Here is a 23,333-nt window from a genome sequence, read left to right as displayed (position 1 = left end):
GCGTTTGTCCATATTCTGTCTCTTCTTGGCTTTTGAACAAGAGAAAAATATAGCGTAACGAACGCTTTTTCAGTCTGTTCGCTACGCTTTACTCAAATTTGCTATTCCGTTAGGTGTTTATTTTATGCTGTCGAATTTTTCGCTTTGCTCAACAACTCGTGCATATCCGACAGAACAATAGTCTTGTAGTTCCGGCCAACTTGTTGGCGCTGACTGCTTTAACTCCTTTAATTTCTCGATATACGTCATCTTGTTTTACCCCTTTGATTTAAATTCTTTAACTTTAAAAAATAAAGTATGTTAATTGTATGTTACTTTTACACTTATTCTCCGTCTAATATCGGAAATACTTGAAAATTTAATTAGGTTTAAACACGTTATATATGAAAAAATCATTGGCAATTATGGCCGCTGTGACAGGACTGTGCGCACAGCAGGCTATGGCTCAGTATCCTCAGATTACGCCCGAAGCAAAGGCTAAGTTTGAGGCACAGCGTGCCGAGTGGGAGGCTCATTCAGACTCTGCTTGGCAGGTAGCGTTCCCCATCGTAAAGAAAGAGGCCATGGAAGGTCGCCCCTATGTGCCATGGGCATGGCGTCCTTACGACCTGAAGCAGGCCAAGATACCTGCATTCCCCGGTGCTGAGGGCGGCGGTATGTACACTGCCGGCGGACGCGGCGGCAAGGTGCTCGTCGTAACCAACCTCAACGACGACGGTCCCGGCTCATTCCGCTGGGCTTGCGAGCAGGGCGGTGCGCGCATCATCGTGTTCAACGTGTGCGGTATCATCAACCTGAAGACTCCTATCATTCTGCGCGCTCCTTACGTTACCATAGCAGGACAGACAGCTCCCGGCGACGGCGTGTGCATTGCAGGCGAGTCGTTCCAGGTGAACACTCACGACGTTATCGTGCGCCACATGCGCTTCCGCCGCGGCAACACACACGTGTGGAACCGTGAAGACTCTTTCGGCGGCAATCCCGTAGGAAACATCATGATAGACCACTGCTCTTGCGAGTGGGGACTTGACGAGAACATCTCTTTCTACCGCCACATGTTCGACATGGGCGACGGTAAGCCTTCGCGCAAGGAACCTACAGTGAACGTTACAATACAGAACACTATCTCGGCTAAGGCGCTCGACACATACAACCACGCCTTCGGCTCTACCATCGGCGGCGAGAACACCACATTCATGCGTAACCTCTGGGCCGACAACACGGGCCGTAACCCGTCAATAGGATGGGGCGGTGTGTTCAACTTCGTGAACAACATCGTATACAACTGGGTTCACCGTACTGCCGACGGAGGCGAGTTCTCTACAATGAGCAACTTCATCAACAACTACTATAAGCCCGGACCTCTCACTCCGAAAGATTCGCCTATAGGCTACCGTATCGTCAAGGCAGAGAGCCGCAGCAAGAACCTCTTCCCGTATCAGCAGTTTGGCCGCGTGTATGCCATCGGCAACATCATGGAAGGCAACGAGGCTGTTACAAAAGACAACTGGGACGGCGGTATACAGATTGCCGACAAGGACCTGAAGGGCGAGGGCGGCGTGCCTGAGGACGTACTGGCCCTGATGAAGTCTAACGAGCCGTTCCCTATGGCTCACATGACCATCATTCCGTCTGAAAAGACATTCGACTACGTGCTCGAGAACGTAGGTGCAACGCTGCCTATACGCGACATCGTTGACCAGCGCATCATCGAGGAGGTTCGCACAGGCAAGGCTTACTATGTGAAGAAGCTGCCGAAGGAGAATCCTTATGGCGACATGTGGGGACTGAGCGACAAGTCGAAGAACGAGGACGGCTTCTTCAAGTATCGCCGTCTGGACAAAGACTCTTACAAGTACGGCATCATTACAGACCCGGCTCAGATGGGCGGATATCCCGAATATAAGGGTGAACCCCGCGTTGACACCGACGGCGACGGTATGCCCGACGAGTGGGAGATTGCCAACGGTCTTAACCCCAACGACCCGAGCGACGCCAACGGCGACTGCACAGGCGACGGATATACCAACATCGAGAAGTATATCAACGGCATCAGCACCAAGGTTAAGGTTGACTGGACTGACCTGAAGAACAACCACGACACTCTGGCCGGAAAGACAAAGCTGTTCTAATAAAAAGTAGTTAAAGAAGTTAGAGGAGTTAAAGTAGTTAAAGTCAAATGTCTTGCGGCTGTTTATGATGTCGTCAAGGCTTTATTTAAAGACTTTTAGCTACGTTAGCTCCTCTAATTTTTGTTTATGACAATGCTTCTTGCATAATCATAAGAACTAAGATAAATCTTTGTTGTATATCTTATTTTCTATTCAATTTATTTGATATTTTTAATCGGCACTTTCCTTTTTAGTGCATTTGGCTTTAATTCCTTTAACTCCTACGAAGAAAAGCATTTGGCTTTAACTCCTACAAAGAAGAGCATATGGCTTTAACTCCTTTAACTACTCTAACTCCTTTAACTCCTTACATAGTGCGGCATCTCCTCCGGTATCACCATCGAAATCTCTACCAGGCCAGCCACTTTGCCGTCGCGTTTCCACGTTGTCTGATATATCATTTTCTTCACTCCGTTCTTCTGTATCGTGTACGAGTTAGTGCCGTCTGTGGCCATCAGTTCGCGTATCTTGGCCTGCGACTGCGGGCTGTGACATTCGAACATGTTGTGCCCAATCAGGTCGCCGTGGCTGGCAAACGTGGCGCGCGATTTCTCGTTCATATACAGTATTTTTCCCTCTGTGTCGCACACTGTTACGGCACAGTGCATCTGCTCGGCCCATTCGTCGTCGTAGAACGGCTCAAAGAGGTCGAGGCTCTCGTCGTCAATTTCTTCTTCCATTATAAATTTCAGATTTTTAAGTTCTATGTTAATTACGTCAAGATCAAGTTTGTAGTCTTCAATGCGCTCACCCTTTTTCAGGCCCAGTTCAGCCCTTATGCGGCGCGCTTCCGCGCTGTTAGGCTTCTTCTCGAGCGTTTCCTTCAGCATCTCATAGCCCATAGGTCCGCCGCAGTTTTCGGGCGGGCAGCAGCCCTTTCCGGCGGTGCATACAGGGTGAGGATAAATCACGGTCAGAATGTCCTCGAGCACTATCTCATGCACCCAGTCGTCGCCGAAGTCGTAGACATACAGCAGCTTTTGGCGGTCAGTGCCGAACACGTCGCACAGCTTAGTTTCCTGCTCATCAAGGTTTTTTCTGTACATATTGCTGTCTACGTTGCTTAACATGTCGTCATCGTAGCATCTTGAGCTTATCTCAAAGTTGCCTCCGTAGGGCTTCTCGCCAAATCTGTGCAGATGTTCGTTGTTCCATCCGAAGCTTATCTGTATTGTGTGGTGAAATTCTTCAAAAGTGCAGTTCTCTGGTATGATGACTCTTCGCCATACAGGCGGTTTCTTCACGTTCAGCAGTTTAATCTTAAATTGGTATGCCATAGGTTAGATGAAATTAGGTATTATTGTATGGCAAATATAGTGTTTTTTGGCGAATAATTAAGTGTTGAGGTGTTTAGTTTTAGCTAATTTTCTCTGCTTTTTTCTTGTTGCACGCTTATGTGCTTTTGATATAGTTTTGTCATGTCTGTTTATGTCTGCATAATGTTGCTGTATAATATTCTGATTGACAATATGTTGAGCGGTTCAGCCCATTGCGTTTCAGGTTGTCGTCAGGTTTTGGTCTTAGGGCAAGTTTTGATGTCTTTCTGATATAATTTAAAAGTGCAACAGTCGGAATTGACCGTTGCACTTGTCTTGTTTATTGGCATACCTGAATATTTCGTAATGTCATTTTCACTTAAATTTAGTGTGCTTCAAGCCAGTTGGCACCCCAGCCGCAGTCGGCAACTAATGGTACGTTGAGCTTGTATGCGCCCTGCATCTCTTCCAAAACTATGCGCTCAACAGTCTCTTTCTCCTCAGGTACAACGCTGAAGTTGAGTTCGTCGTGCACCTGAAGAATCATCTTGGAGCGCAGATTTTCGTCCTTGAAGCGCTTGTAGATGCGTACCATGGCCACCTTTATTATGTCGGCGGCAGAGCCTTGTATCGGGGCGTTGATGGCGTTGCGCTCGGCAAAGCCGCGCACCGTGCCGTTGTGCGAATTGATGTCGGGCAGATAGCGGCGGCGACGGAAGAATGTCTCTACGTAGCCATGTTCGCGCGCCGTCTGCTTGGCCTTCTCCATGTATTCGTGCACCTTCGGGAAGGTGATGAAGTAGCCGTCTATCAGCTGCGACGCCTCCTGCCGGCTGATGTCCAGACGCTCTGCCAGACCGAACACCGTGATGCCGTATATTATGCCGAAGTTGGCGCGCTTGGCCTTGGTGCGCTGGTCGCGCGTTACGTCGGCAATGTCCTCTTTGTATATCTTTGCAGCCGTTGCGGCATGTATGTCGTGGCCAGAACGGAAGGCTTCTATCATGTTCTCGTCGCCGCTGAGATGAGCCATCACGCGCAGCTCAATCTGACTGTAGTCGGCCGAGAAGAACAGGCAGCCTTCCTCGGGTATGAACGCCTTGCGTATCTCCTTGCCGTCCTCTCCGCGCACGGGGATGTTCTGCAGGTTAGGGTCAGACGAAGAGAGTCGGCCGGTGGCCGTGGCGGTCTGGTTGAACGATGTGTGTATGTGTCCGGTCCGCGGGTTTATCAGCTTCGGCAGCGCGTCGACGTATGTGCCTAACAGCTTCTTTAATCCTCTGTGTTCCAGTATCTTACCCACAACCTCGTGCTTTCCGCTGAGCTGTTGCAGCACCTCCTCCGATGTAACATATTGTCCCGTCTTTGTCTTCTTGGGCTTCTCCACAATCTTCAGCTTGCCGAACAATATTTCGCCAACCTGCTTGGGCGACGCTATGTTAAACTCTTCGCCAGCCAGCTCGTATATGCGCTTCTCTATGTCGCTGAGCCTCTTGGTCAGAATCTCCGACGTCTCTGCCAGCGCCGCCGTGTCTATCCTCACTCCGTTTAGCTCCATCTCGGCGAGCACTCGCACCAATGGCATCTCTATTTCGTAGAAGAGTTGGGTTACGCCTACCTCCTCGAGTTTCGGTTCAAGATAGTTTTTCAGTCGCAGCGTGACGTCGGCGTCCTCGGCGGCATAGTCGACAATCTGCTCGGGAGGCAGATCTCTCATCGACTTCTGTTTCTTTCCCTTCGGTCCGATAAGTTCCTCTATGTGTATGGTCTGATATCCGAGACACGTCTCAGCCATGTAGTCCATGTTGTGGCGAAGCTCGGGTTGGATGAGGTAGTGGGCTATCATCGTGTCGAACAGCTGACCTGCCACGCACACGCCGTAGCTTGCCAGCACCTCCATGTCGTACTTGATGTTTTGTCCTACTTTGACGATTTCAGGGCTTTCGTATAGCGGTTTAAATATGTTAACTATCTTTTGCGCTTCTTCACGATTGGCAGGAACGGGCACGTAGAACGCCTCAAATTCCTTCACAGAGAAGCTCAAACCGACCAATTCGGCATCGATTGCGCTCGTTGAAGTGGTTTCTGTGTCTAGACTGAGAATTTTTTTTGTCATGAAAAAATCACAGATTTTCTTCATTTCTTCCTCATTATCAATGAGTTTGTATGTGTGAGGCAGTTCGTTTAACGCTCTCAGACTCGCGTTTTTTGAAAAAACTTGGCCGTCGGTCGGATTTTCTGCGAATAAATCGAGTTGAATTTGAACGCTTTTTTTATTATTTTCAGCTTTGTTAAGAAACTTGTCTGCGAGCGTCTTAAACTCCAGTTCGGTGAAGATTTTGCGAAGTTCGTCGGCGTCGGGCTCGCTCACCTTCAGTTCGTCGAGGTTGAGCTCAACCGGCACGTCGGTTTTTATCGTCGCGAGGAATTTCGAGAATTTTATCTGCTCGGCATTCTCTTCAACTTTTTTCTTGAGTGCACCCTTCAGTTTGTCGGTCTGCTCGAGCAGCTGCTCCACGCTGCCAAACTCGTTGATAAGTTTCACGGCAGTCTTCTCGCCGACGCCCGGACATCCCGGAATGTTGTCGGCCGAGTCGCCCATCAGTCCCAAAAGGTCGATCACCTGACTTGTGTTTGCAATGCCATACTTGGCGCACACCTTCTCGGCGTCGAGAGTTTCATATCCTCCGCCGTGGCGCGGACGGTACATCATGACGTTCTCTCTTACCAGCTGTCCGTAGTCCTTGTCGGGCGTAAGCATATATGTCTCTACGCCTTCAGCCCCGGCCTTGAGCGCTAGCGTGCCTATCACGTCGTCGGCCTCGTATCCTTCGGCCTCGAGCACCGGTATGCGCATGGCCTTGAGCAGGCTCTTTATGATGGGCACAGCGCGGCGTATGTCCTCGGGCGTCTCCTCTCTCTGCGCTTTATATTCGGCGTAGGCCTCGGTGCGGAAGGTGGGGCCGTGGGGGTCAAAGGCCACTCCCAGATATGTGGGCTTTTCTTTCGTGAGCACTTCGTGCAGCGTGTTGCAGAAGCCCATCACGGCCGACGTGTTGAGCCCTTTAGAGTTGATACGGGGGTTCTTTATAAATGCGTAATACGAGCGGTATATCAGCGCGTAGGCGTCAAAAAGGAACAGCTTATCCATGTAATATGAGTTTTTTACGTGTAAAATTACTAATTTTTTAGCATTAATCCGATAAAATAATTACTTTTGTATTAAAATTGCAGCATGATGGATTATTTATCTCTTATTAAGGAGCCCATAAAAGCAGAACTCGATGACTTCATCAGTCTGTTCAACAAGTCGCTCACACATACGGACAACCTGCAGGAAGAAATCTTCAGGCGTATACGCCAGCGCGCCGGAAAGCGCATGCGCCCCATGCTAATACTGCTCATGGCCAAGAATTATGGCTCGGTGAGCAGTGCCACACTGCACGCCGCAGTGGGCCTGGAGCTGCTGCATACGGCCAGCTTGGTGCACGACGACGTGGTTGACGAGAGCACCGAGAGGCGCGGCCAGGCATCGGTCAACGCCCTGTATGACAACAAGGTGGCAGTGCTCATTGGCGACTATATCCTTTCTACGGCGCTGCTGCATGTGGCTGAGACACACAACGAACTGATAATCAAATATTTGGCTGAACTGGGAAGGACGCTGTCTAACGGCGAGATACTGCAGCTTACGAGCATATCCAACGAGCAGATTTCAGAAGAAATCTATTATAATGTGATACGCCAGAAGACCGCCGCACTCTTTGAGGCATGCTGCGCAATGGGTGCGATATCTGCTGGAATGCCTGAAAGCGAGATAGGCAAGGCCATGAAATTCGGTCAGACGCTGGGCATAATCTTCCAGATAAGAGACGACATCTTCGACTATTACGACTCGTCGGAAATAGGCAAGCCTACGGGCAACGACATGGCTGAGGGCAAGCTGACGCTGCCTGCCATTTATGCCGTGAATAATTCGGCGCCAGACAGCATACGCAAGCTGGCTTACAAGGTGAAGGAGCGCACGATAACTCAGGACGAAATAGCCATCCTGGTGGACTATACCAAGGAGCACGGGGGCATTGAATATGCCGAGAAACGCATGGAGGAAATGCGCCGCGAGGCAATGGAGTTTATCGAAACTGAGGTTACTGACGACGCGCTTCGCCGCAGTCTCGAGGCCTATCTGAGCTTTGTCATTGAGAGGACAAAGTAAAGTAGGGTAGAGAGCGATAGAGAGATTTGGGAGCGATGAGAACTGTTATGGGAGTAATGGGACTTATGCGACCTGTAAGTTGTTGAAAATCAGAGATATCAGATATTGCGCAGAGCTTGCTGAAAGGGCAGGCTCTGCGTTTTTTGTCGACTTATTATTTGTTCTGTCTGCGCCATTCTTTGCGTGCAGCATACATCTCTTCTTTTATTCCTCCGTGTGTCAGAAACTCGGTTTTAAGATGATCTATGAGCTTTCTCAGCAGCGAGTCAGTCTGATGAATAAGAGTTATCGCTATGTCGGCTATTGTCTCGTCCGGCCTTACCGTTATGGTCTTGCGGAAATAGGCGCTGTCTGTATGCTTCTTGCAAGCCTTTCTTGTCTGCATTGCCTTAGTGCTGTTGACGCTCCATTGTTCAAGATTTCTTACTCTCAGATAGTCCTCGTAATCAATTAAAAACTCCTGCAGACTGGCTTTTGCAACGTTTGTAAGCTTCAGTTCGGTCTCTCTCCAGGTGCAGCTTGCTGCGCTTCCCTCGGCAATATTCTGTTTGCCTGAGCGTGCAGCCTGAATCATCTGGTAGATGGTTCGGTCGGCCTTGTCGAGATATTTATGCGCAAAATAAAAAGTGATGTCATAAATGTATTCAGCCTTCTGATAAACAATAAGTTATCTGTAGTGTCCGCGCTGCTGAATACAGTTGTTTTCCGTGTGTTTTTGATGCAGGTTAAATGCCGCGTTTTACGGCTTGTTGTTAAGGTTAAAAATGACTTATGAGGCTGTAAAACATGGCTAATCAGCTGTAAGTTAGCCTATTATGCTCATGCTGTATCAGCCCCATAAGTCTTATAGGTCCCATCATCTTTGGGCCCTCACAATCCCTCTTTTAGAAGAATTTTGTCTCTTCGCCGAGCAGTTCGCTTAGCAGCATGTTGGCCAGACGGCTTGTGCCGAGGCGGAACCACTTGTTGGTGAGCCATTTTTCGCCCAGAACCTCTTTAACGATGGTGTAGTAGATAAGTGCGTCCATCACCGAATTGATGCCTCCAGCGGGCTTAAAACCAATCTGTATGCCTGTCTCGTCGTAGTATTCCTTGATGGCCTGGCACATCACGTAAGCAGCCTCCGGCGTAGCGGCAGGCTCAAGCTTGCCCGTAGAAGTCTTGATATAGTCGGCACCGGCATACATTGCTATTATCGAAGCCTTCTTTATGTTAGAGGCTGTCTTGAGGCATCCTGTCTCGAGGATAACCTTCATAGGAGCTTCGCCGCATGCCTGTTTCAGCTCGTTGATGTCGTCGGCCACGCCCTCATAGTCGCCGCTGAGGAACTTGCCCACGGGCATAACGATGTCAATCTCTGTTGCTCCGTCCTTAACGGCAAGTGCTGTCTCGGCCACTTTGACCTCGATAACGGCCTGTGAAGACGGGAAACTACCTGACACACAGGCTATCTCAACGCCGTCGATTTCGAGCGACTCGCTCACCGTCTTGGCAAAGCATGGATATACGCAGATTGTTGCCACGTGGGGCAGGTCGGGGTAGGTGGCGTCAAACTCGTTCACCTTCTCCGTGAAAGCCAGTATGCTTTCCTCCGAGTCGGTGGTCTTGAGCGATGTCAGTTCGATGCTTCCGAAGAGGAATTTCTTTATCTCCGGCGTGTCGTTCTCGTGCACCTTCTCGGCTATAATCTTCTTTACTGCCTCGCGCACTTCAGCGTCGTCTATCTCAGTGTTATATTTGCTCAGAGCCTCGTCGTATTTGCTCATTTTCGGAAACTCTGTCTCGTGCTTGTGCTCGTGTGAGCATTCGTGCTTCTTGTTGTCGTTTTCTGTTGCCATAATGATATAATTTTTAATTTTTACTTTTTAATTTTTCATTGTTTATATGCCTCGTCTTGTCGCGGCTGGTCTTCTTTTCGAGGTTCTTTCTGAGTGCCTCCGTGAGGTCAACTCCCGTCTGGTTTGCCAGGCACATCAGCACCCACAGCACGTCGGCCATCTCGTCTGCCGGGTCTTGTTCTTCGCCCTGCTTGAAGCTCTGGTCGCCATACTTGCGTGCCATGATGCGCGCCAGCTCGCCCACCTCCTCGGTGAGGCATGCCATGTTGGTCAGTTCGCTGAAGTAGCGCACGCCATACTGCCTTATCCATTGGTCTACGAGCTGCTGTGCCTCGCGTATTGTTATGTCGTTGTCCATATATTTACGTGTTTATTTTGCCTGTAAGGCGTTTTCTCTTCTTTTGCCTATAACTATGCCGCCGGTGCTGTTTTGCGGCCTCAGAGGGCCTTAAATGCGGTCTGTCGTGCTTTCAGCTGCCGTCTTGGCCTGCCTGATGCACTGTGCGTGGCGGCTATTCCTTGTGTCTGGTGTCCATGCAGATGGTTACGGGGCCGTCGTTCACCAGCTCAACCTTCATGTCGGCTCCAAACTCGCCCGTGCCTACCTGGCGGCCTATTTCGCGGCTCAGCTTGTCGCAGAACTCGTTGTATAGCGGAATAGAAACTTCATGCTTGGCGGCATGAATCCATGATGGGCGGTTGCCCTTCTTGTAGGATGCCAGCAGGGTAAACTGGCTGATGACGAGTATCTCGCCGTTGATGGCTGTTATAGGTATGTTCATCACGCCCTGCTCGTCGTCGAAGACGCGCAGCGATGCCACCTTCTTTACCAGCCAGTCGACGTCTTCCGACGTGTCGCCTTCTGCCACTCCGAGCAGTATCATGTAGCCCTTGCCGATGGCCGACTTTACCTGTCCGTCAATCGTTACCGACGCGCGGCTTACGCGCTGTATTACTATCTTCATATCTCTTCTTTCTTTTTTTTGTTCCAGGTTATTCCCAGTTATATTTGTATATTTCGTGTGAACCGAGATTGTCGCCTAATTTGTGAAGGATGCTGTACATGCATTCTTTTGTCGATGAGTCAAGACCGATATATCCGATATAGTTCTTGTTAATGTCGCTTAAAGTTATAAAGCTGATATTCTTTTTTGTAAGACGTGAGTTGACATATTTCAGCTTACTCCAGATATTCCATGTGCCATCGTTTATCTCGTCGATTCGGTTGCTTTCTTGTGTTTGACTTAAGATGAGGTAGATGGCGTGGTAAGGAATTTTTGCATCTTCCTTGTAAGCGTACATCATAAGGCATGTAAACTCTTCTTCATCATCGAACATTATAGTAGCATAGCCTATCATGTCGTATTTGGATTCATGCTTTTGTGATAAGCTTTTCATCTTTTGCAGTACGTCGTTGTTTGATTCGCTTCCGTCGTTGCTTGAGAGGTTCAGTGTCAACACTGTGTGCATTGTTTTTTCGTCGTAGCTGTACTGCGGTAATATGATTAGTTGGCTGTCATAGCTGCCGGTGCTGTCTGTTGATGCATTGAGAAATTTTTTGTACATTATTGATGTCTTTTTGATGTCCAGGACATCGCTTTCGTCATCGTAGGCTGTATTGTGTTCTTTACTGCTTGCACTTTCTTTGGGGCTTTGTATTGTCGTGCTTTTTGATGATGAAATGTTGTTGGCTGTTATGCCGTTTGACGCAGACGGCAAAGGTTGAATTAGTGACAGCAGGACAGCGCAGATTGTTATTATTTTGTTCTTTATCATAAGGCTTTGTTTTGTTGCATTCTAAATCACAAATATACTTTTTTGAGTGCGAATATCATCGTATTATATAGTTAAAGAATGTCAATGTGTATAGGCTTTTATACGCATTATGTTGTTCTTTGTATGATATTTGGTCCTTATTTTTATGTGTTTTCAAAGTGTTCAGCAATTATTTTTGCCTTAGAAGGCCCTATAATCGCTGCTATTTCTTCAATGCTTGCCTCCTTTATGCGCTTCACCGTTTTAAGTTCCTTCAGCAGCAGGTCTTTTGTCTTGGGTCCGATGCCCTTAATGTCGTCCAGTTCCGAGTGCAGTGCATGCTTGCTGCGCTTGTCGCGGTGGAAGGTTATGGCAAAGCGGTGAACCTCGTCCTGCATGTGCGTAAGCAGGTGGAAAAGCTCGCTGTCGGTCTTCATTCCGACCACTACGGGCGGCCATCCGTAGAGCAGTTCGTTGGTGCGGTGGCGGTCGTCTTTGGCCAGTCCGGCTATAGGAATGTCGAGGTGAAGTTCGCCCTCAACAACCTCTCTCACCACGCTCATCTGTCCCTGTCCGCCGTCGGTTATGATGAGGTCGGGCAGGGGCTGTCCTTCGTCGCGCAGACGGGTGTAGCGGCGCCTTACAACCTCCTGCATCGAGGCATAGTCGTCGGGGCCTGTAACCGTCTTTATTATGTATTTCCGGTAGTCTTTCTTGCTCGGTTTCATCTTCTTGAACACCACGCAGGCCGCCACGGCGTCGGTTCCGCTGATGTTAGAGTTGTCGAACATCTCTATCTGATAAGGCATCTTGGGCAGCTTCAGGGCGTTCTGAATTTCCTTCATCAGGCGCACTGATTTCTGCTCCGGATTGAGCTTTTCGGCCTGTTTGAGGCGGTCGAAACGATACTGCTTGCCGTTCATCACCGACAGGTCGAGCAGCGTCTTCTTGTCGCCTCGCTGCGGCACGGTGAACGTAACGCCTTCGAGCGTCATGTCGGGGATAAAAGGCACTATTATTTCGCGCGACGTACTGCCCACTTTCTCGCGTATTTGCAGTATTCCGAGCTGCAGAATCTCGTCTTCGCTCTCGTTCAGCTTCTTCTTCATCTCGAACGTGAAGGCCTGGTTTATGCTGCCGTTCATCACGTGGATATAGTTCACATAGGCCGTTTTTTCGTCGTCTGTTACCGAGAAAACGTCTACATTATTGATCGTGTGGCTCACCACTTCGCTCTTAGAACAGAAGTTTTCGAGCAGCAGATACTTCTGTTTTATGGCTTCTGCCTCCTCAAAACGTAGTTCTTCGGCCAGTTTCTGCATCTGCGCGAAGAGCATTTTAGACAGTTCGCGCGTGTTTCCTTTCAGTATTTCGCGCGCCTGGGCGATGCTCTCCTGATACTCCTCGTAGCTCTGTTTGCCTATGCACGGCGCGCCGCAGTTCTTGATGTGATACTCCAGGCAGGGCTTATATTTGCCCTGTTCGATGCCTTCGCGCGTTATGGGAAAGCGGCAGGTGCGCGGCTTATACAGCTTTTTTATCAGGTCGAGCACGGCATACATCGAAGGCAGATGGCTGTAAGGGCCGTAATAAGAGCCCCATTTCTTGTTTATTGTGCGCGTCTTGAATATGCGCGGCAGATATTCTTTAGTTACGCAGATAGAGGGATAAGTCTTGCCGTCTTTGAGCAGAATGTTGTATTTGGGCTGATATTTCTTTATCAGACTGTTCTCGAGCAGCAGCGCGTCTTCTTCGCTGTTCACCACGGTATATGTTATGTCGTGAATCTTGCTTACAAGCACCTTGGTCTTGTATCTGTCCACTTCCTTATGAAAGTAGGACGACACGCGGTTCTTCAGGTTCTTGGCCTTGCCAACATATATTATGGTGCCGCTCTCGTCATAGTATTGATAGCTGCCCGGCTTGTCGGGCAGGTTGCTCACAATGGCCTTCAGCCGTGCCAGCCTCTTCTCGTTTTCTTCTTTAGTCATGCCGCGTAAGTGCCTTATTTAAAATGGTTTTGAAAAATTTTGTTTCACGTGAAACTTTAAACGGAGGAGTTAAAGGAGTTATGGTAGTTAGAGTAGTTAAAGCCATTTGCCTTGCCGGTTGAATACGCCTTGCCTATGTGTCCTTATTCTGTATGTAGTGAGCTTTGGCTTGATGAATATTATAGCATCATGTCTGTAGCGTTTCGGAATGCTATAATGTGTCGGCATACGTAATGGTAGCTTCTATAAAGTATCAGTCTTATATTTCTGAATACTCTTTTAAAGATATAAATAATGCCCGTTGTTTTGCTCTTGCAACATAAGAAGTTTTGTAATAAAGCGTGGGCTAATGGCTTTAACTCCTTAGCCCGCGCAGTGGGCGATAACTACTCTAACTCCTTTTACTCCTAAATAATTATACCTGCAGCAGGCTTGTTATGTCTGTGCCTTCTTCGAAGTTGCTGCGGCCGTTGAGGTCTTCGTGTATAAGTTCGATGAGGAAGTTTACGTATACTTTCTTCGGGTTAAACTTCTTCACAAGGTCGTACGCAGCCTTCATGGTGCCGCCTGTAGCCAGCAGGTCGTCGTGCAGCAGCACGATGTCGTCCTCGGTGATGGCGTCCTTATGAATCTCGATAGTGTCGGTGCCGTACTCCTTCGAGTAGCTCTCCTGTACGGTTTCGCCGGGCAGCTTGCCGGGCTTACGGCACAAAACAACGCCGGCGTTGAGCTTTATGGCCAGTGCAGAGGCCATGACGAAGCCGCGGCTCTCTATGCCCACAATCTTGGTTACGCCCTTGTCTTTGTACATCTCGTAAAGCTCGTCTTCCATTATCTGGAGACATTTCGGATTCTTAAACAGTGTTGTTACGTCTCTGAAATTTACTCCTTTCTGCGGAAAATCAGGAATACATCTCAGATTCTCCAATAGTGTTTTGTTGTTCATCTTTTCTTTTTAGTTACGTACTTTATACTAATATTATCTCTTGTTCGCTGTTTTCGGCGCGTTGTGCGCTATATATATTATATGTGTGCGGCATGGCGTTGCGGCGGCTTTGTTTTCCGGTTGCGCTGCCGCATGGTTTTTCCGCCTGCGGCGTTTTTCTGCCTTTCCGGCGCATATTCTTGCCGTGGGGCTTTTTCGTCCGTGCTTCCGCCTTTTTCGCCCGCTGTGTTGCGTTTTGTCGCTGCGGGCAGATGCTGTCGCGGCTTATGCTGTTTCTGCTTTTTGCCGTCAGATATTTCTGCCGAAATCGTGGCCGCATTCTTCGGCGGCAGACTGCTGCCGTTGCAAAGGGTTGTTTTTCGGGCTTTCCAAAAGGCCGTCTTTTGGCTCGCAAAAGGTGGTCTTTTGCAGCCCGAAAGGATACCTTTTGCACGCTGAAAGGCCACCTTTTAGAAAGTGGCTTTTCGGCGTCTCGGGCATCGCCTCACGGCAGCTGTCGGGGCAGGGCAGAGCCGTGCCTCGGCAGGGACACCCGGAGGGCATAATAAGAGGAGTCAGACGTTCTGAAATATTGCTCCTTTTTATCGTGAGGAACATCAAATTTCGCCTTAAAGTAAATTTGTGTCCCGATTTTGTATCTTACTATCTTTCAGTCGGTTCCAACGTTTTCGCTTAACAAAAAATGCTCATTTTGTTTCACGTGAAACATACGGCTGTTTTACCTTTTCATCAGCACCAGCATGATGTTGATGTCGCTCGGCGAGACACCCGGAATTCGGCTTGCCTGAGCCAGCGTGTCGGGGTTGATTTTTGCAAGCTTTTGACGGGCCTCGGTCGAGAGCTGTTCCATCTCGAGATAGTTGAAATGGCCCTTTATTTTGATGTTCTCCAGGCGGTGCATTTTGTCGGCCACAATCCGCTCGCGTTCGATGTAACCCTTGTATTTCATTTTTATCTCTGCAGCCTCTGCCGTTTCATCGTTGCGGTTGGGCAGCGAGGCGATGAGCTGCTTCAGTTCGGGCACAAGTTCTGAAAGATTCTGCAGGTTGATCTGCGGACGGGCCACGAGGTCGATCAGCTTGCATCCTTCGCGCAGCGGGGTGGTGCCGAGCGACTCGAGCGCCGCGTTGATGTCCTTCGGCTTGACGTGAGTAGTGGCGCAGAAGTTTATGATGCTTTCCATCGCTTCCTTCTTCTGCATCCACCAGTCGTATCTGTCGCGCTTTGCCAGACCGAGGTTGTAGGCCTTCTCGGTCAGTCGGGCGTCGGCGTCGTCCTGTCGGAGCAGTATTCTGTATTCGGCGCGGCTTGTGAACATTCGGTAAGGTTCGTCGACGCCTTTCGTCACGAGGTCGTCAATGAGCACGCCGATGTATGCCTCGTCGCGGTGAAGAATGAACGGCTCGCCGCCGCCGCATCTTATCGCCGCATTTATTCCGGCAATGGTTCCCTGGCCGCCTGCCTCCTCGTATCCTGTGGTTCCGTTCACCTGTCCGGCAAGGAACAGACCTTTTATTATCTTAGACTCGAGCGAGTGGTCGAGCTGGGTAGGGTCGAAGAAGTCGTACTCGATGGCGTAGCCCGGACGGTAGACCTTGGCGTCGCGCAGCGCCGGAATTTTTCTCAGTGCTGCAATCTGCACCTCCATCGGCATGCTCGACGAGAATCCGTTGAGATACATCTCGTTGGTGGTTTCGCCTTCAGGCTCGAGGAAGAGCGGGTGCTGCTCCTTGTCGGGGAAGGTTACCAGCTTTGTTTCTATCGAGGGGCAGTAGCGCGGCCCTATGCTCTGTATCTGTCCGTTGTAGAGCGGCGAGTCGGCCAGTCCGCTTCTCAGCGTGTCGTGCACCTCCTTGTTTGTATAGCATGTCCAGCACGGCAGCTGCCTGAGCTGTCGGTGGGGAGCCATGAAGCTGAACTGGTGGAAGTCGTTTTCGCCCTCCTGTATCTCCATGTCCTCAAAGTGCACCGACCTCATGTCTATGCGCACCGGCGTGCCGGTCTTCATCCTTGCGCTTCTTATTCCGTGGCGTGTTATGCTTTCGGTCAGGTCTTTCACGACCGGTTCGGCTATGCGTCCGCCTGGCAGCTGCTTGCGTCCTATGTGCAGCAGTCCGTTCAGGAAGGTTCCCGCCGTTATCACCACGCTCTTGGCTCTCAGCTCAACGCCCCACACGGTCTTCACTCCCGCGGCCTCGCCGTTCTCTACTATGAGCTCGCAGGCCTCGTCCTGCCAGATGTCGAGGTTGGGCGTCGTGTCGAGCACCTCGCGCCATTTCCATATAAACTTGCCTCTGTCGCATTGTGCCCTCGGGCTCCACACGGCAGGGCCTTTTGAGCGGTTGAGCATCCTGAACTGTATGGCTGTGGCGTCGGTCACTATTGCCGTCTGTCCGCCCAGCGCGTCGATTTCCCTGACAATCTGTCCCTTTGCTATTCCGCCGATGGCCGGATTGCAGCTCATCTGCGCAATTTTGTTCATGTCCATCGTCACAAGGCAGGTGCTTGCGCCCATGTTGGCCGAGGCCGTGGCAGCCTCGCAGCCGGCGTGTCCGCCGCCTATCACGATGACGTCATATTTAAGAAGCATATTATCCTTATAATTTTTAGAGCAATATCAATTTGGCGCAAAAGTAAGAAATTAAATTGAATTTTTGATGAAATAGTTTGATTTATCGCTAAAATAGAGTATATTTGCATCCTCATAATAAACGCTAAAATACCTAAAAGAAGGTATTGCGGCGGGGCTGACCTTGGGTTATGCAGTACACTTAAATGTAGAGAAACATTATTAATTAATACAGTTAAATACTTAAATTTCAATCATTTATGTGGTTATGTAATTCATCTATTGGAAGGAAAGTCGTGATGTCCGTAACAGGTATTGCGCTTATCCTGTTCTTGACGTTCCACATGTCAATGAACGTAGTAGCTCTTTTCTCAGGAGATGCTTACAACATGGTTTGTGAGTTCCTCGGAGCCAACTGGTATGCACTTGTTGCAACTCTGGCTCTTGCGGCTCTTGCGGTGATTCACATCGTATATGCGTTCCTGCTGACAATGCAGAACCGCCGTGCACGCGGAAACGAGCGCTACGCTGTGACAACACGTCCCTCTAAGGTGGAGTGGGCTTCTCAGAACATGCTGGTGCTCGGCATCATCGTTCTGCTCGGTCTTCTGCTTCACTTGTTCAACTTCTGGTACAACATGATGTTTGCCGAACTGACAGGCATCAGCGTTCCTCATCATCCGGCTGACGGATTTGCCTACATCGTAGACACATTCTCTTGCCCGGTTTACGTTGTGCTTTACATCATCTGGCTTGCTGCTATCTGGTTCCACCTCTCACACGGATTCTGGAGCGCAATGCAGACTTTCGGATGGAGCGGCAAGGTTTGGTTCCAGCGCTGGAAGGTCATCGGCCTGGTTTACACAACTCTCCTCATGCTGGGCTTCCTCGTTGTAGTGCTTGCTTTCGCTTTCGGATGCGCACCGAGCCTGTTGTAATTGTAGTTCAAAATGCGTAACTCAAAATTCATAATTATTTAGAAAGAATATTATGGCAAAACAAATAGATTCCAGAATACCTGAAGGTCCGATAGCTGAAAAATGGACCAACTATAAGGCACATCAGCGCCTGGTTAACCCTAAGAACAAGCTGAAGCTCGACGTTATCGTCGTAGGTACGGGTCTGGCAGGTGCCAGTGCAGCAGCCAGCCTGGGCGAGATGGGCTTCAACGTGTTGAACTTCTGCATACAGGACTCTCCGCGCCGCGCTCACTCTATCGCTGCTCAGGGCGGTATCAACGCTGCCAAGAACTATCAGAACGACGGCGACTCTGTTTACCGTCTGTTCTACGACACAGTGAAGGGTGGTGACTACCGTGCACGCGAGGCTAACGTTTACCGTCTGGCTGAGGTGTCTAACAACATCATCGACCAGTGTGTTGCACAGGGTGTTCCTTTCGCACGCGAATACGGCGGCATGCTTGCCAACCGTTCGTTCGGCGGTGCTCAGGTGTCACGTACATTCTACGCTAAGGGTCAGACAGGCCAGCAGCTGCTGCTCGGTGCCTACTCTGCACTCAGCTGCCAGATACACGCAGGCCGCGTTAAGCTCTACACACGCTACGAAATGGAAGACGTTGTGCTCGTTGACGGCCGCGCACGTGGTATCATTGCCAAGAATCTCGTAACCGGAAAGCTGGAGCGCTTCTCTGCCAACGCAGTGGTTATAGCTACCGGCGGATACGGTAACACATACTTCCTTTCAACCAACGCCATGGGCTGTAACTGTACAGCTGCCATGTCTTGCTACCGCAAGGGCGCTTACTTCGCCAATCCTTCTTACGTTCAGATCCACCCGACATGTATCCCTGTACACGGAGACAACCAGTCGAAGCTTACGCTTATGTCTGAGTCTCTGCGTAACGACGGACGTATCTGGGTGCCCAAGAAGCTTGAGGACGCCAAGGCTCTGCAGGCTGGAACAAAGAAGGGAAGCGACATTCCTGAGGAAGACCGCGACTACTATCTGGAGCGCCGCTATCCGGCATTCGGTAACCTCGTTCCCCGCGACGTTGCTTCGCGTGCTGCCAAGGAGCGCTGCGACAAGGGCTTCGGCGTTAACAACACAGGTCTGGCCGTGTTCCTCGACTTCTCTGAGAGCATCGAGCGCCTCGGTATCGACGTTGTACGCCAGCGCTACGGCAACCTCTTCGACATGTATGAGGAAATCACAGACGTCAATCCGGGCGAGCTTGCAAACGAGATTAACGGCGTGAAGTATTACAACCCGATGATGATCTATCCTGCCATCCACTATACAATGGGCGGTATCTGGGTTGACTATGAGCTCATGACAAGCATCACAGGTCTGTTCGCCATCGGCGAGTGCAACTTCTCTGACCATGGTGCCAACCGTCTGGGTGCGTCAGCTCTTATGCAGGGTCTGGCCGACGGCTACTTCGTTCTGCCTTACACCATACAGAACTATCTGGCCGACCAGTCTATCTGGCCTCGCATCTCTACCGACCTGCCCGAGTTTGAGGAGGCTGAAAAGGCCGTTCAGGCTGAAATCGACCGCCTGATGAACATCAAGGGCAAGCGCTCTGTCGACTCTATCCACAAGGAGCTTGGCCACGTAATGTGGGAGTATGTGGGCATGGGCCGTACAGCCGAGGGCCTGAAGACAGGTCTCGAGAAGATCAAGAAAATACGCAAGGAGTTTGAGACCAACCTGTTTATCCCGGGCTCAAAAGAGGGTCTTAACACCGAGCTTGACAAGGCTATACACCTGCGCGACTTCATCACAATGGGCGAGCTCGTGGCTTACGACGCTCTCTCTCGTAACGAGTCATGCGGCGGTCACTTCCGTGAGGAGTACCAGACTGAGGAAGGCGAGGCTAAGCGCGACGACGAAAACTTCTTCTATGTAGGCTGCTGGGAGTACCAGGGCAGCGACGAGAAGGCGCCCGAGCTTATCAAGGAGCCTCTGCACTATGAAGCAATAAAAGTACAAACCAGAAATTATAAGAACTAAAAATATGGCAAACATTTCATTCACACTGAAATTCTGGCGTCAGAACGGACCGAAAGCCGAGGGCCATTTTGACACACGCGAGATGAAGGACATCCCCGATGATACATCTTTCCTCGAGATGCTCGACATTCTGAACGAGCAGCTCATTGAGGAAGGCAAGGAGCCGTTCGTGTTCGACCACGACTGCCGCGAGGGCATCTGCGGCATGTGCTCGCTCTACATCAACGGACATCCTCACGGCCCTAACACCGGAGCTACAACATGCCAGCTGTATATGCGTAAGTTCAAGGACGGCGACGTTATCACCGTTGAGCCGTGGCGTTCGGCTGCATTCCCTGTTATCAAGGACTGCATGGTTGACCGCGGAGCATTCGACAAGATCATACAGGCAGGCGGATATATCACCGTACGCACCGGACAGCCCCAGGACGCTAACGCCATTCTTATACCTAAAGAGGCTGCCGACGAGGCTATGGACTGCGCTACTTGTATCGGCTGCGGCGCTTGTGTTGCTGCCTGCAAGAACGGTTCTGCCATGCTTTTCGTAAGCTCTAAGGTTAGCCAGCTGGCTCTTCTGCCCCAGGGTCGTCCCGAGGCTGCTAAGCGTGCCAAGGCAATGATAATGAAGATGGAAGAGCTCGGATTCGGTAACTGCACCAACACCCGCGCCTGCGAGGCTGAGTGCCCGAAGAACGAGACCATCGCCAACATAGCCCGTCTGAACCGCGAGTTCATCAAGGCTAAGTTGAACGACTAATGGAAAGAACGCTATAAATTTATTTTTTCATAGTCTCCATGGGCGGGGCGCCGTTGTGCGCCCTGCCTTTTTTTGTGCCCCTGCCTTTCGTTTGTGCCATTAGCGGCTTTTGTCTGTTTCATTCCAGTTGGTTCTCCATGCTTGCGCTTAACGCCATCCAGCCTGCCGTGCCGGCATTTTGAGTGAAAGTCATGCTGTTGTCTCCGTTATAATATTTGCATGTTGTGTAATATATTGATAATCAGGCGGTTATCTGTTCTATGGGCGTTCGGCTGCAAAATGCCGTGTTTCAGCCTGCAAAAGTTGCCCTTTTGGCGTGTAAAAGGTATTCTTTTATGATGCAAAAGGCATCCTCTTAGAAATTGGGAGCTTGCGCGGCTTTTGCCTGCATGATGACGGACCTGTGCCGTAATTTAGGGCTACGGCATAACGATAGTGCATGTTTTGGTGCTGCGAAGGGTGGGGTAGGCTATCGTATTCTGACAAAATGCTAGTGTTTTTGGTTCAAAAGGTTAAATAATTTAATTATTTCTGACAAATTGTCAATTATTAATGTCAATTTGTCTAAATCTGTAAGTGGCACGCATATTGCACTTATGTAAGCGAAAGCCTTTGGCTCAGGAGCCTCAGGCAGCCGCAAGGCCGCGGCCGGGAAACCGGCGGGCAGGGCGGCAGAAAAATGAAAGGATAAAAAAATTATAAGGAGGATTTATTATGTTACCAGTAATTAGCAGAAACAATTGGATGCCCGAAGTTTTCAACGACTTCTTTGACACAGACTTCATGACAAGAACTAAGGCTACGGCACCGGCCATCAACGTCAAGGAAACCGAGAAAGACTACACCGTAGAAGTGGCTGCCCCGGGAATGACCAAGGACGACTTCAACGTGAACATCGACAAGGACGGCAACCTGCATATACACATGGAGGCCCACACCGAGAAGAAAGAGGAGGACAAGAAGAGCCACTATCTGCGCCGCGAGTTTGCCTACAGCAAGTTTGAACAGACGCTGCTGCTGCCCGACGACGTTGAGAAGGAGGCTATCGCAGCCAGAGTAAACGACGGCGTGCTCACCGTAACGCTGCCTAAGATGGCTAAGCCCGAGTGTCCTGCGGCACGTCAGATTGAGGTGAAATAACGTCCCGTTTAGCGCCGCTTGCGGCAACTTTAAGATGAATATATCATAGCCCAAGGGCGCGGTTCGTAAGAGCCGCGCCTTTTTTTTGTGCCTTATCCGGCATGTCTTTTGATAAGGCGTGCTTCCGTATGTAAATGCCAAACCTGAAAACAGCATTCTTATTTGTCTTTTTGCTCACCTTTCGCAATATTCTGATAAGATATGCTGCGGTTCGGCAATAAAAATAAAAAAAAGTATTTTTTCATTTTGTATTGCTCTCACCTTTCACTATCTTTGCTGATATTTTGGCTTTCTCTACAGGCCTTGAATATAAACGTAGAAATCATTACGGATAATGAAAATCATCATAAGCATTATAAATTCATCCTATAATCCGGCATCACAGATATCTCGGTGCCTTGGTTCGCAGCTCTCTACGGCAGAACCTGCACACGATAAGGCCGGTGCCCTTCGTACAGTTTTAAATTCTTGCTTCATGGCGTTGCGCACTATTCTGCTTGTGCTGCTGATGCTCCTGCCCTCATGCGCCGGTGCCCGCGTGCTGGCCAAAGACTATATGACCTTGGTCAAAAAGACGTCAAAGTCGTCGATAAAGAGTGTTATGAGGCAGGCCGACCGCTATCTTGAGGCAGGTCATCAGGACACGGCGCTGGTGTATTACATGGTTGTATGTAACCGTATGGACGACAAGCTGTCCGACGAAGACAAACATCATTGCGCCATGGCGTTCCTGAAGAAAGGCAACATTTATTACATGAAAGGAGGATTTGCAGATGCCCTAAAGGCCTATTTCAGCGGCTTGCGGATAATAAAGACTTGTGAAGACCAGAAAGGAATAGGACGGTTTTATAATAATATAGCAAACGTTTACTGTGCGTTCAATGAGTTGGAGAAGGCTTATACGTATTATGAGACGGGATACAAGTGCTGTAGTAAATACCGTGACCATCAAAATGAGTATAAAATATTAACGAACCTTACCATATTGAATGTACAGTTAGGAAAGACACGCGAAGCCCGTAAATGTTTTAATTTGTCTGAAAAGTTGAAGGACAAGAACAGCAAGGCTGACAATTTTATGGGGCGCTTTAATTATGGCTTGATACTTATAGCAGAGAAGAATTTCGCCCAGGCCGTCAGTAATTTCAAGAGTTTGTTGTCATATAGCTTTGATGTCGGCATGGAGCCGAGATTTATTTGTTCAGCTTATAAAAAGCTATATAAAAGCTATATGGAGCTTGGCGAGCGCGACTCTACGCTTAAATATCTCAAGCTGTGTGAAAACACTGCTGTGAAGCACGGCATTCATTATTTCTATCTTGATGTTCTTTTGGACCATGCCGACTATTTTGATGCCCAAGGCGACTACAAGTCGGCAAGCAGATACCGTGCCCGTTATCAGAAAGACAGAGACTCGGTTTACAATATACATGATTTCGATAGAGTCAAAAACGAGCAGACGCTTTATGAGATGGACAAGTACGACAAGTACATAGCCTCGCTCAACGAGCGCGAGAAGGAGCGTGTGCTCACAATCTCGGCGCAAAGATACACCATAGCCGCCGTGTCTGTGGTAACGCTTGTCGTAGGGCTGCTCTTGCTTGTTGTATATAGACAGAAAAAGCGTATAGACAAGAGCTACAACAATCTGTTTGTCGTCAACCGCAACTTTGTCAATAATCAGGAGATAATGAGGCAGCGCCTGAACGATGCGGTAAGCC

At 49.5% G+C, this 23,333-nt stretch carries 17 protein-coding genes and 1 pseudogene; 7 read left to right on the top strand and 11 right to left on the bottom strand.

The features are described from left to right. Positions 1-383: 383 nt before the first annotated feature. Positions 384-2,132 (top strand): polysaccharide lyase, encoded by a 1,749-nt coding sequence (locus EJL04_RS15945; protein WP_125105641.1) that lies wholly within the window; start codon positions 384-386, stop codon positions 2,130-2,132. A gap of 338 nt (positions 2,133-2,470) precedes the next feature. On the opposite strand, the gene EJL04_RS16680 is transcribed toward EJL04_RS15945, so the two are convergent. The 3 genes and pseudogenes from EJL04_RS16680 to polA form a co-directional block, all read right to left on the bottom strand. Then, positions 2,471-2,851, bottom strand: coding sequence for a PAS domain-containing protein (locus tag EJL04_RS16680; RefSeq protein WP_053397859.1), 381 nt, complete (start codon positions 2,849-2,851; stop codon positions 2,471-2,473). Between the two features lie 96 nt (positions 2,852-2,947). Continuing rightward, a pseudogene (locus EJL04_RS16675) lies at positions 2,948-3,448 on the bottom strand (plasmid pRiA4b ORF-3 family protein); the annotation flags it as partial. A gap of 364 nt (positions 3,449-3,812) precedes the next feature. Next, on the bottom strand, positions 3,813-6,578 hold the full coding sequence (polA, locus tag EJL04_RS15935) for a DNA polymerase I (protein WP_125105639.1): 2,766 nt from the start codon (positions 6,576-6,578) through the stop codon (positions 3,813-3,815). 87 nt (positions 6,579-6,665) lie between these two features. Here polA and EJL04_RS15930 point away from each other — a divergent pair, with 87 nt between their 5' ends. Then, positions 6,666-7,643: a polyprenyl synthetase family protein gene (locus EJL04_RS15930; protein ID WP_021855794.1), complete on the top strand. Its 978-nt coding sequence runs from the start codon at positions 6,666-6,668 to the stop codon at positions 7,641-7,643. Positions 7,644-7,797: 154 nt separating this feature from the next. On the opposite strand, the gene EJL04_RS15925 is transcribed toward EJL04_RS15930, so the two are convergent. The 8 genes from EJL04_RS15925 to mnmG form a co-directional block, all read right to left on the bottom strand. Further along, a complete protein-coding gene (locus tag EJL04_RS15925) occupies positions 7,798-8,307 on the bottom strand; it encodes a four helix bundle suffix domain-containing protein (RefSeq protein ID WP_241210031.1) in 510 nt (169 codons plus the stop codon). Between the two features lie 220 nt (positions 8,308-8,527). Continuing rightward, positions 8,528-9,481: a deoxyribose-phosphate aldolase gene (deoC, locus tag EJL04_RS15920; protein ID WP_053397842.1), complete on the bottom strand. Its 954-nt coding sequence runs from the start codon at positions 9,479-9,481 to the stop codon at positions 8,528-8,530. 13 nt (positions 9,482-9,494) lie between these two features. Further along, on the bottom strand, positions 9,495-9,827 hold the full coding sequence (locus EJL04_RS15915) for a nucleotide pyrophosphohydrolase (RefSeq protein ID WP_125105643.1): 333 nt from the start codon (positions 9,825-9,827) through the stop codon (positions 9,495-9,497). Between the two features lie 166 nt (positions 9,828-9,993). Further along, positions 9,994-10,446 (bottom strand): D-aminoacyl-tRNA deacylase, encoded by a 453-nt coding sequence (gene dtd / locus EJL04_RS15910; RefSeq protein ID WP_021855790.1) that lies wholly within the window; start codon positions 10,444-10,446, stop codon positions 9,994-9,996. A 28-nt stretch (positions 10,447-10,474) separates the two neighbouring features. Then, positions 10,475-11,257 (bottom strand): hypothetical protein, encoded by a 783-nt coding sequence (locus EJL04_RS15905; protein WP_125105638.1) that lies wholly within the window; start codon positions 11,255-11,257, stop codon positions 10,475-10,477. 143 nt (positions 11,258-11,400) lie between these two features. Next, entirely contained in the window at positions 11,401-13,227 is a 1,827-nt protein-coding gene (gene uvrC / locus EJL04_RS15900; protein WP_125105637.1) for an excinuclease ABC subunit UvrC, read from the bottom strand. 415 nt (positions 13,228-13,642) lie between these two features. Beyond that, positions 13,643-14,173, bottom strand: coding sequence for an adenine phosphoribosyltransferase (locus EJL04_RS15895; protein WP_021855787.1), 531 nt, complete (start codon positions 14,171-14,173; stop codon positions 13,643-13,645). 718 nt (positions 14,174-14,891) lie between these two features. Continuing rightward, on the bottom strand, positions 14,892-16,763 hold the full coding sequence (gene mnmG, locus EJL04_RS15890) for a tRNA uridine-5-carboxymethylaminomethyl(34) synthesis enzyme MnmG (protein ID WP_125105636.1): 1,872 nt from the start codon (positions 16,761-16,763) through the stop codon (positions 14,892-14,894). 239 nt (positions 16,764-17,002) lie between these two features. Between mnmG and EJL04_RS15885 the strand changes: the two genes are divergently transcribed. From EJL04_RS15885 to EJL04_RS15865, 5 genes are all read left to right on the top strand, one after another. Then, on the top strand, positions 17,003-17,680 hold the full coding sequence (locus tag EJL04_RS15885) for a fumarate reductase (protein ID WP_053397838.1): 678 nt from the start codon (positions 17,003-17,005) through the stop codon (positions 17,678-17,680). A gap of 52 nt (positions 17,681-17,732) precedes the next feature. Continuing rightward, positions 17,733-19,715 (top strand): fumarate reductase/succinate dehydrogenase flavoprotein subunit, encoded by a 1,983-nt coding sequence (locus tag EJL04_RS15880; RefSeq protein ID WP_021855783.1) that lies wholly within the window; start codon positions 17,733-17,735, stop codon positions 19,713-19,715. 4 nt (positions 19,716-19,719) lie between these two features. Continuing rightward, entirely contained in the window at positions 19,720-20,472 is a 753-nt protein-coding gene (locus EJL04_RS15875) for a succinate dehydrogenase/fumarate reductase iron-sulfur subunit (RefSeq protein WP_021855782.1), read from the top strand. A gap of 714 nt (positions 20,473-21,186) precedes the next feature. Beyond that, positions 21,187-21,612: an Hsp20/alpha crystallin family protein gene (locus EJL04_RS15870; protein WP_021855781.1), complete on the top strand. Its 426-nt coding sequence runs from the start codon at positions 21,187-21,189 to the stop codon at positions 21,610-21,612. A gap of 334 nt (positions 21,613-21,946) precedes the next feature. After that, a partial coding sequence (locus EJL04_RS15865) for a tetratricopeptide repeat protein (protein WP_164511803.1) occupies positions 21,947-23,333 on the top strand: 1,387 nt, incomplete at its 3' end.

The organism is Prevotella marseillensis, assembly GCF_900625065.1.
In the GTDB taxonomy this organism is placed as follows: domain Bacteria; phylum Bacteroidota; class Bacteroidia; order Bacteroidales; family Bacteroidaceae; genus Prevotella; species Prevotella rara.
This window is presented reverse-complemented; position numbering and strand designations above follow the sequence as displayed.

What these genes read in the sequence shown, in the direction of transcription:
- EJL04_RS15870 (WP_021855781.1), top strand. Translation starts at nt 21,187, where the DNA reads ATGTTACCAGTAATTAGCAGAAACAATTGGATGCCCGAAGTTTTCAAC.
- mnmG (WP_125105636.1), bottom strand. Translation starts at nt 16,763, where the DNA reads ATGCTTCTTAAATATGACGTCATCGTGATAGGCGGCGGACACGCCGGC.
- EJL04_RS15880 (WP_021855783.1), top strand. Translation starts at nt 17,733, where the DNA reads ATGGCAAAACAAATAGATTCCAGAATACCTGAAGGTCCGATAGCTGAA.
- EJL04_RS15945 (WP_125105641.1), top strand. Translation starts at nt 384, where the DNA reads ATGAAAAAATCATTGGCAATTATGGCCGCTGTGACAGGACTGTGCGCA.
- polA (WP_125105639.1), bottom strand. Translation starts at nt 6,578, where the DNA reads ATGGATAAGCTGTTCCTTTTTGACGCCTACGCGCTGATATACCGCTCG.
- uvrC (WP_125105637.1), bottom strand. Translation starts at nt 13,227, where the DNA reads ATGACTAAAGAAGAAAACGAGAAGAGGCTGGCACGGCTGAAGGCCATT.
- EJL04_RS15895 (WP_021855787.1), bottom strand. Translation starts at nt 14,173, where the DNA reads ATGAACAACAAAACACTATTGGAGAATCTGAGATGTATTCCTGATTTT.
- EJL04_RS15930 (WP_021855794.1), top strand. Translation starts at nt 6,666, where the DNA reads ATGGATTATTTATCTCTTATTAAGGAGCCCATAAAAGCAGAACTCGAT.
- EJL04_RS15885 (WP_053397838.1), top strand. Translation starts at nt 17,003, where the DNA reads ATGTGGTTATGTAATTCATCTATTGGAAGGAAAGTCGTGATGTCCGTA.
- EJL04_RS16680 (WP_053397859.1), bottom strand. Translation starts at nt 2,851, where the DNA reads ATGGAAGAAGAAATTGACGACGAGAGCCTCGACCTCTTTGAGCCGTTC.
- dtd (WP_021855790.1), bottom strand. Translation starts at nt 10,446, where the DNA reads ATGAAGATAGTAATACAGCGCGTAAGCCGCGCGTCGGTAACGATTGAC.
- deoC (WP_053397842.1), bottom strand. Translation starts at nt 9,481, where the DNA reads ATGGCAACAGAAAACGACAACAAGAAGCACGAATGCTCACACGAGCAC.
- EJL04_RS15905 (WP_125105638.1), bottom strand. Translation starts at nt 11,257, where the DNA reads ATGATAAAGAACAAAATAATAACAATCTGCGCTGTCCTGCTGTCACTA.
- EJL04_RS15875 (WP_021855782.1), top strand. Translation starts at nt 19,720, where the DNA reads ATGGCAAACATTTCATTCACACTGAAATTCTGGCGTCAGAACGGACCG.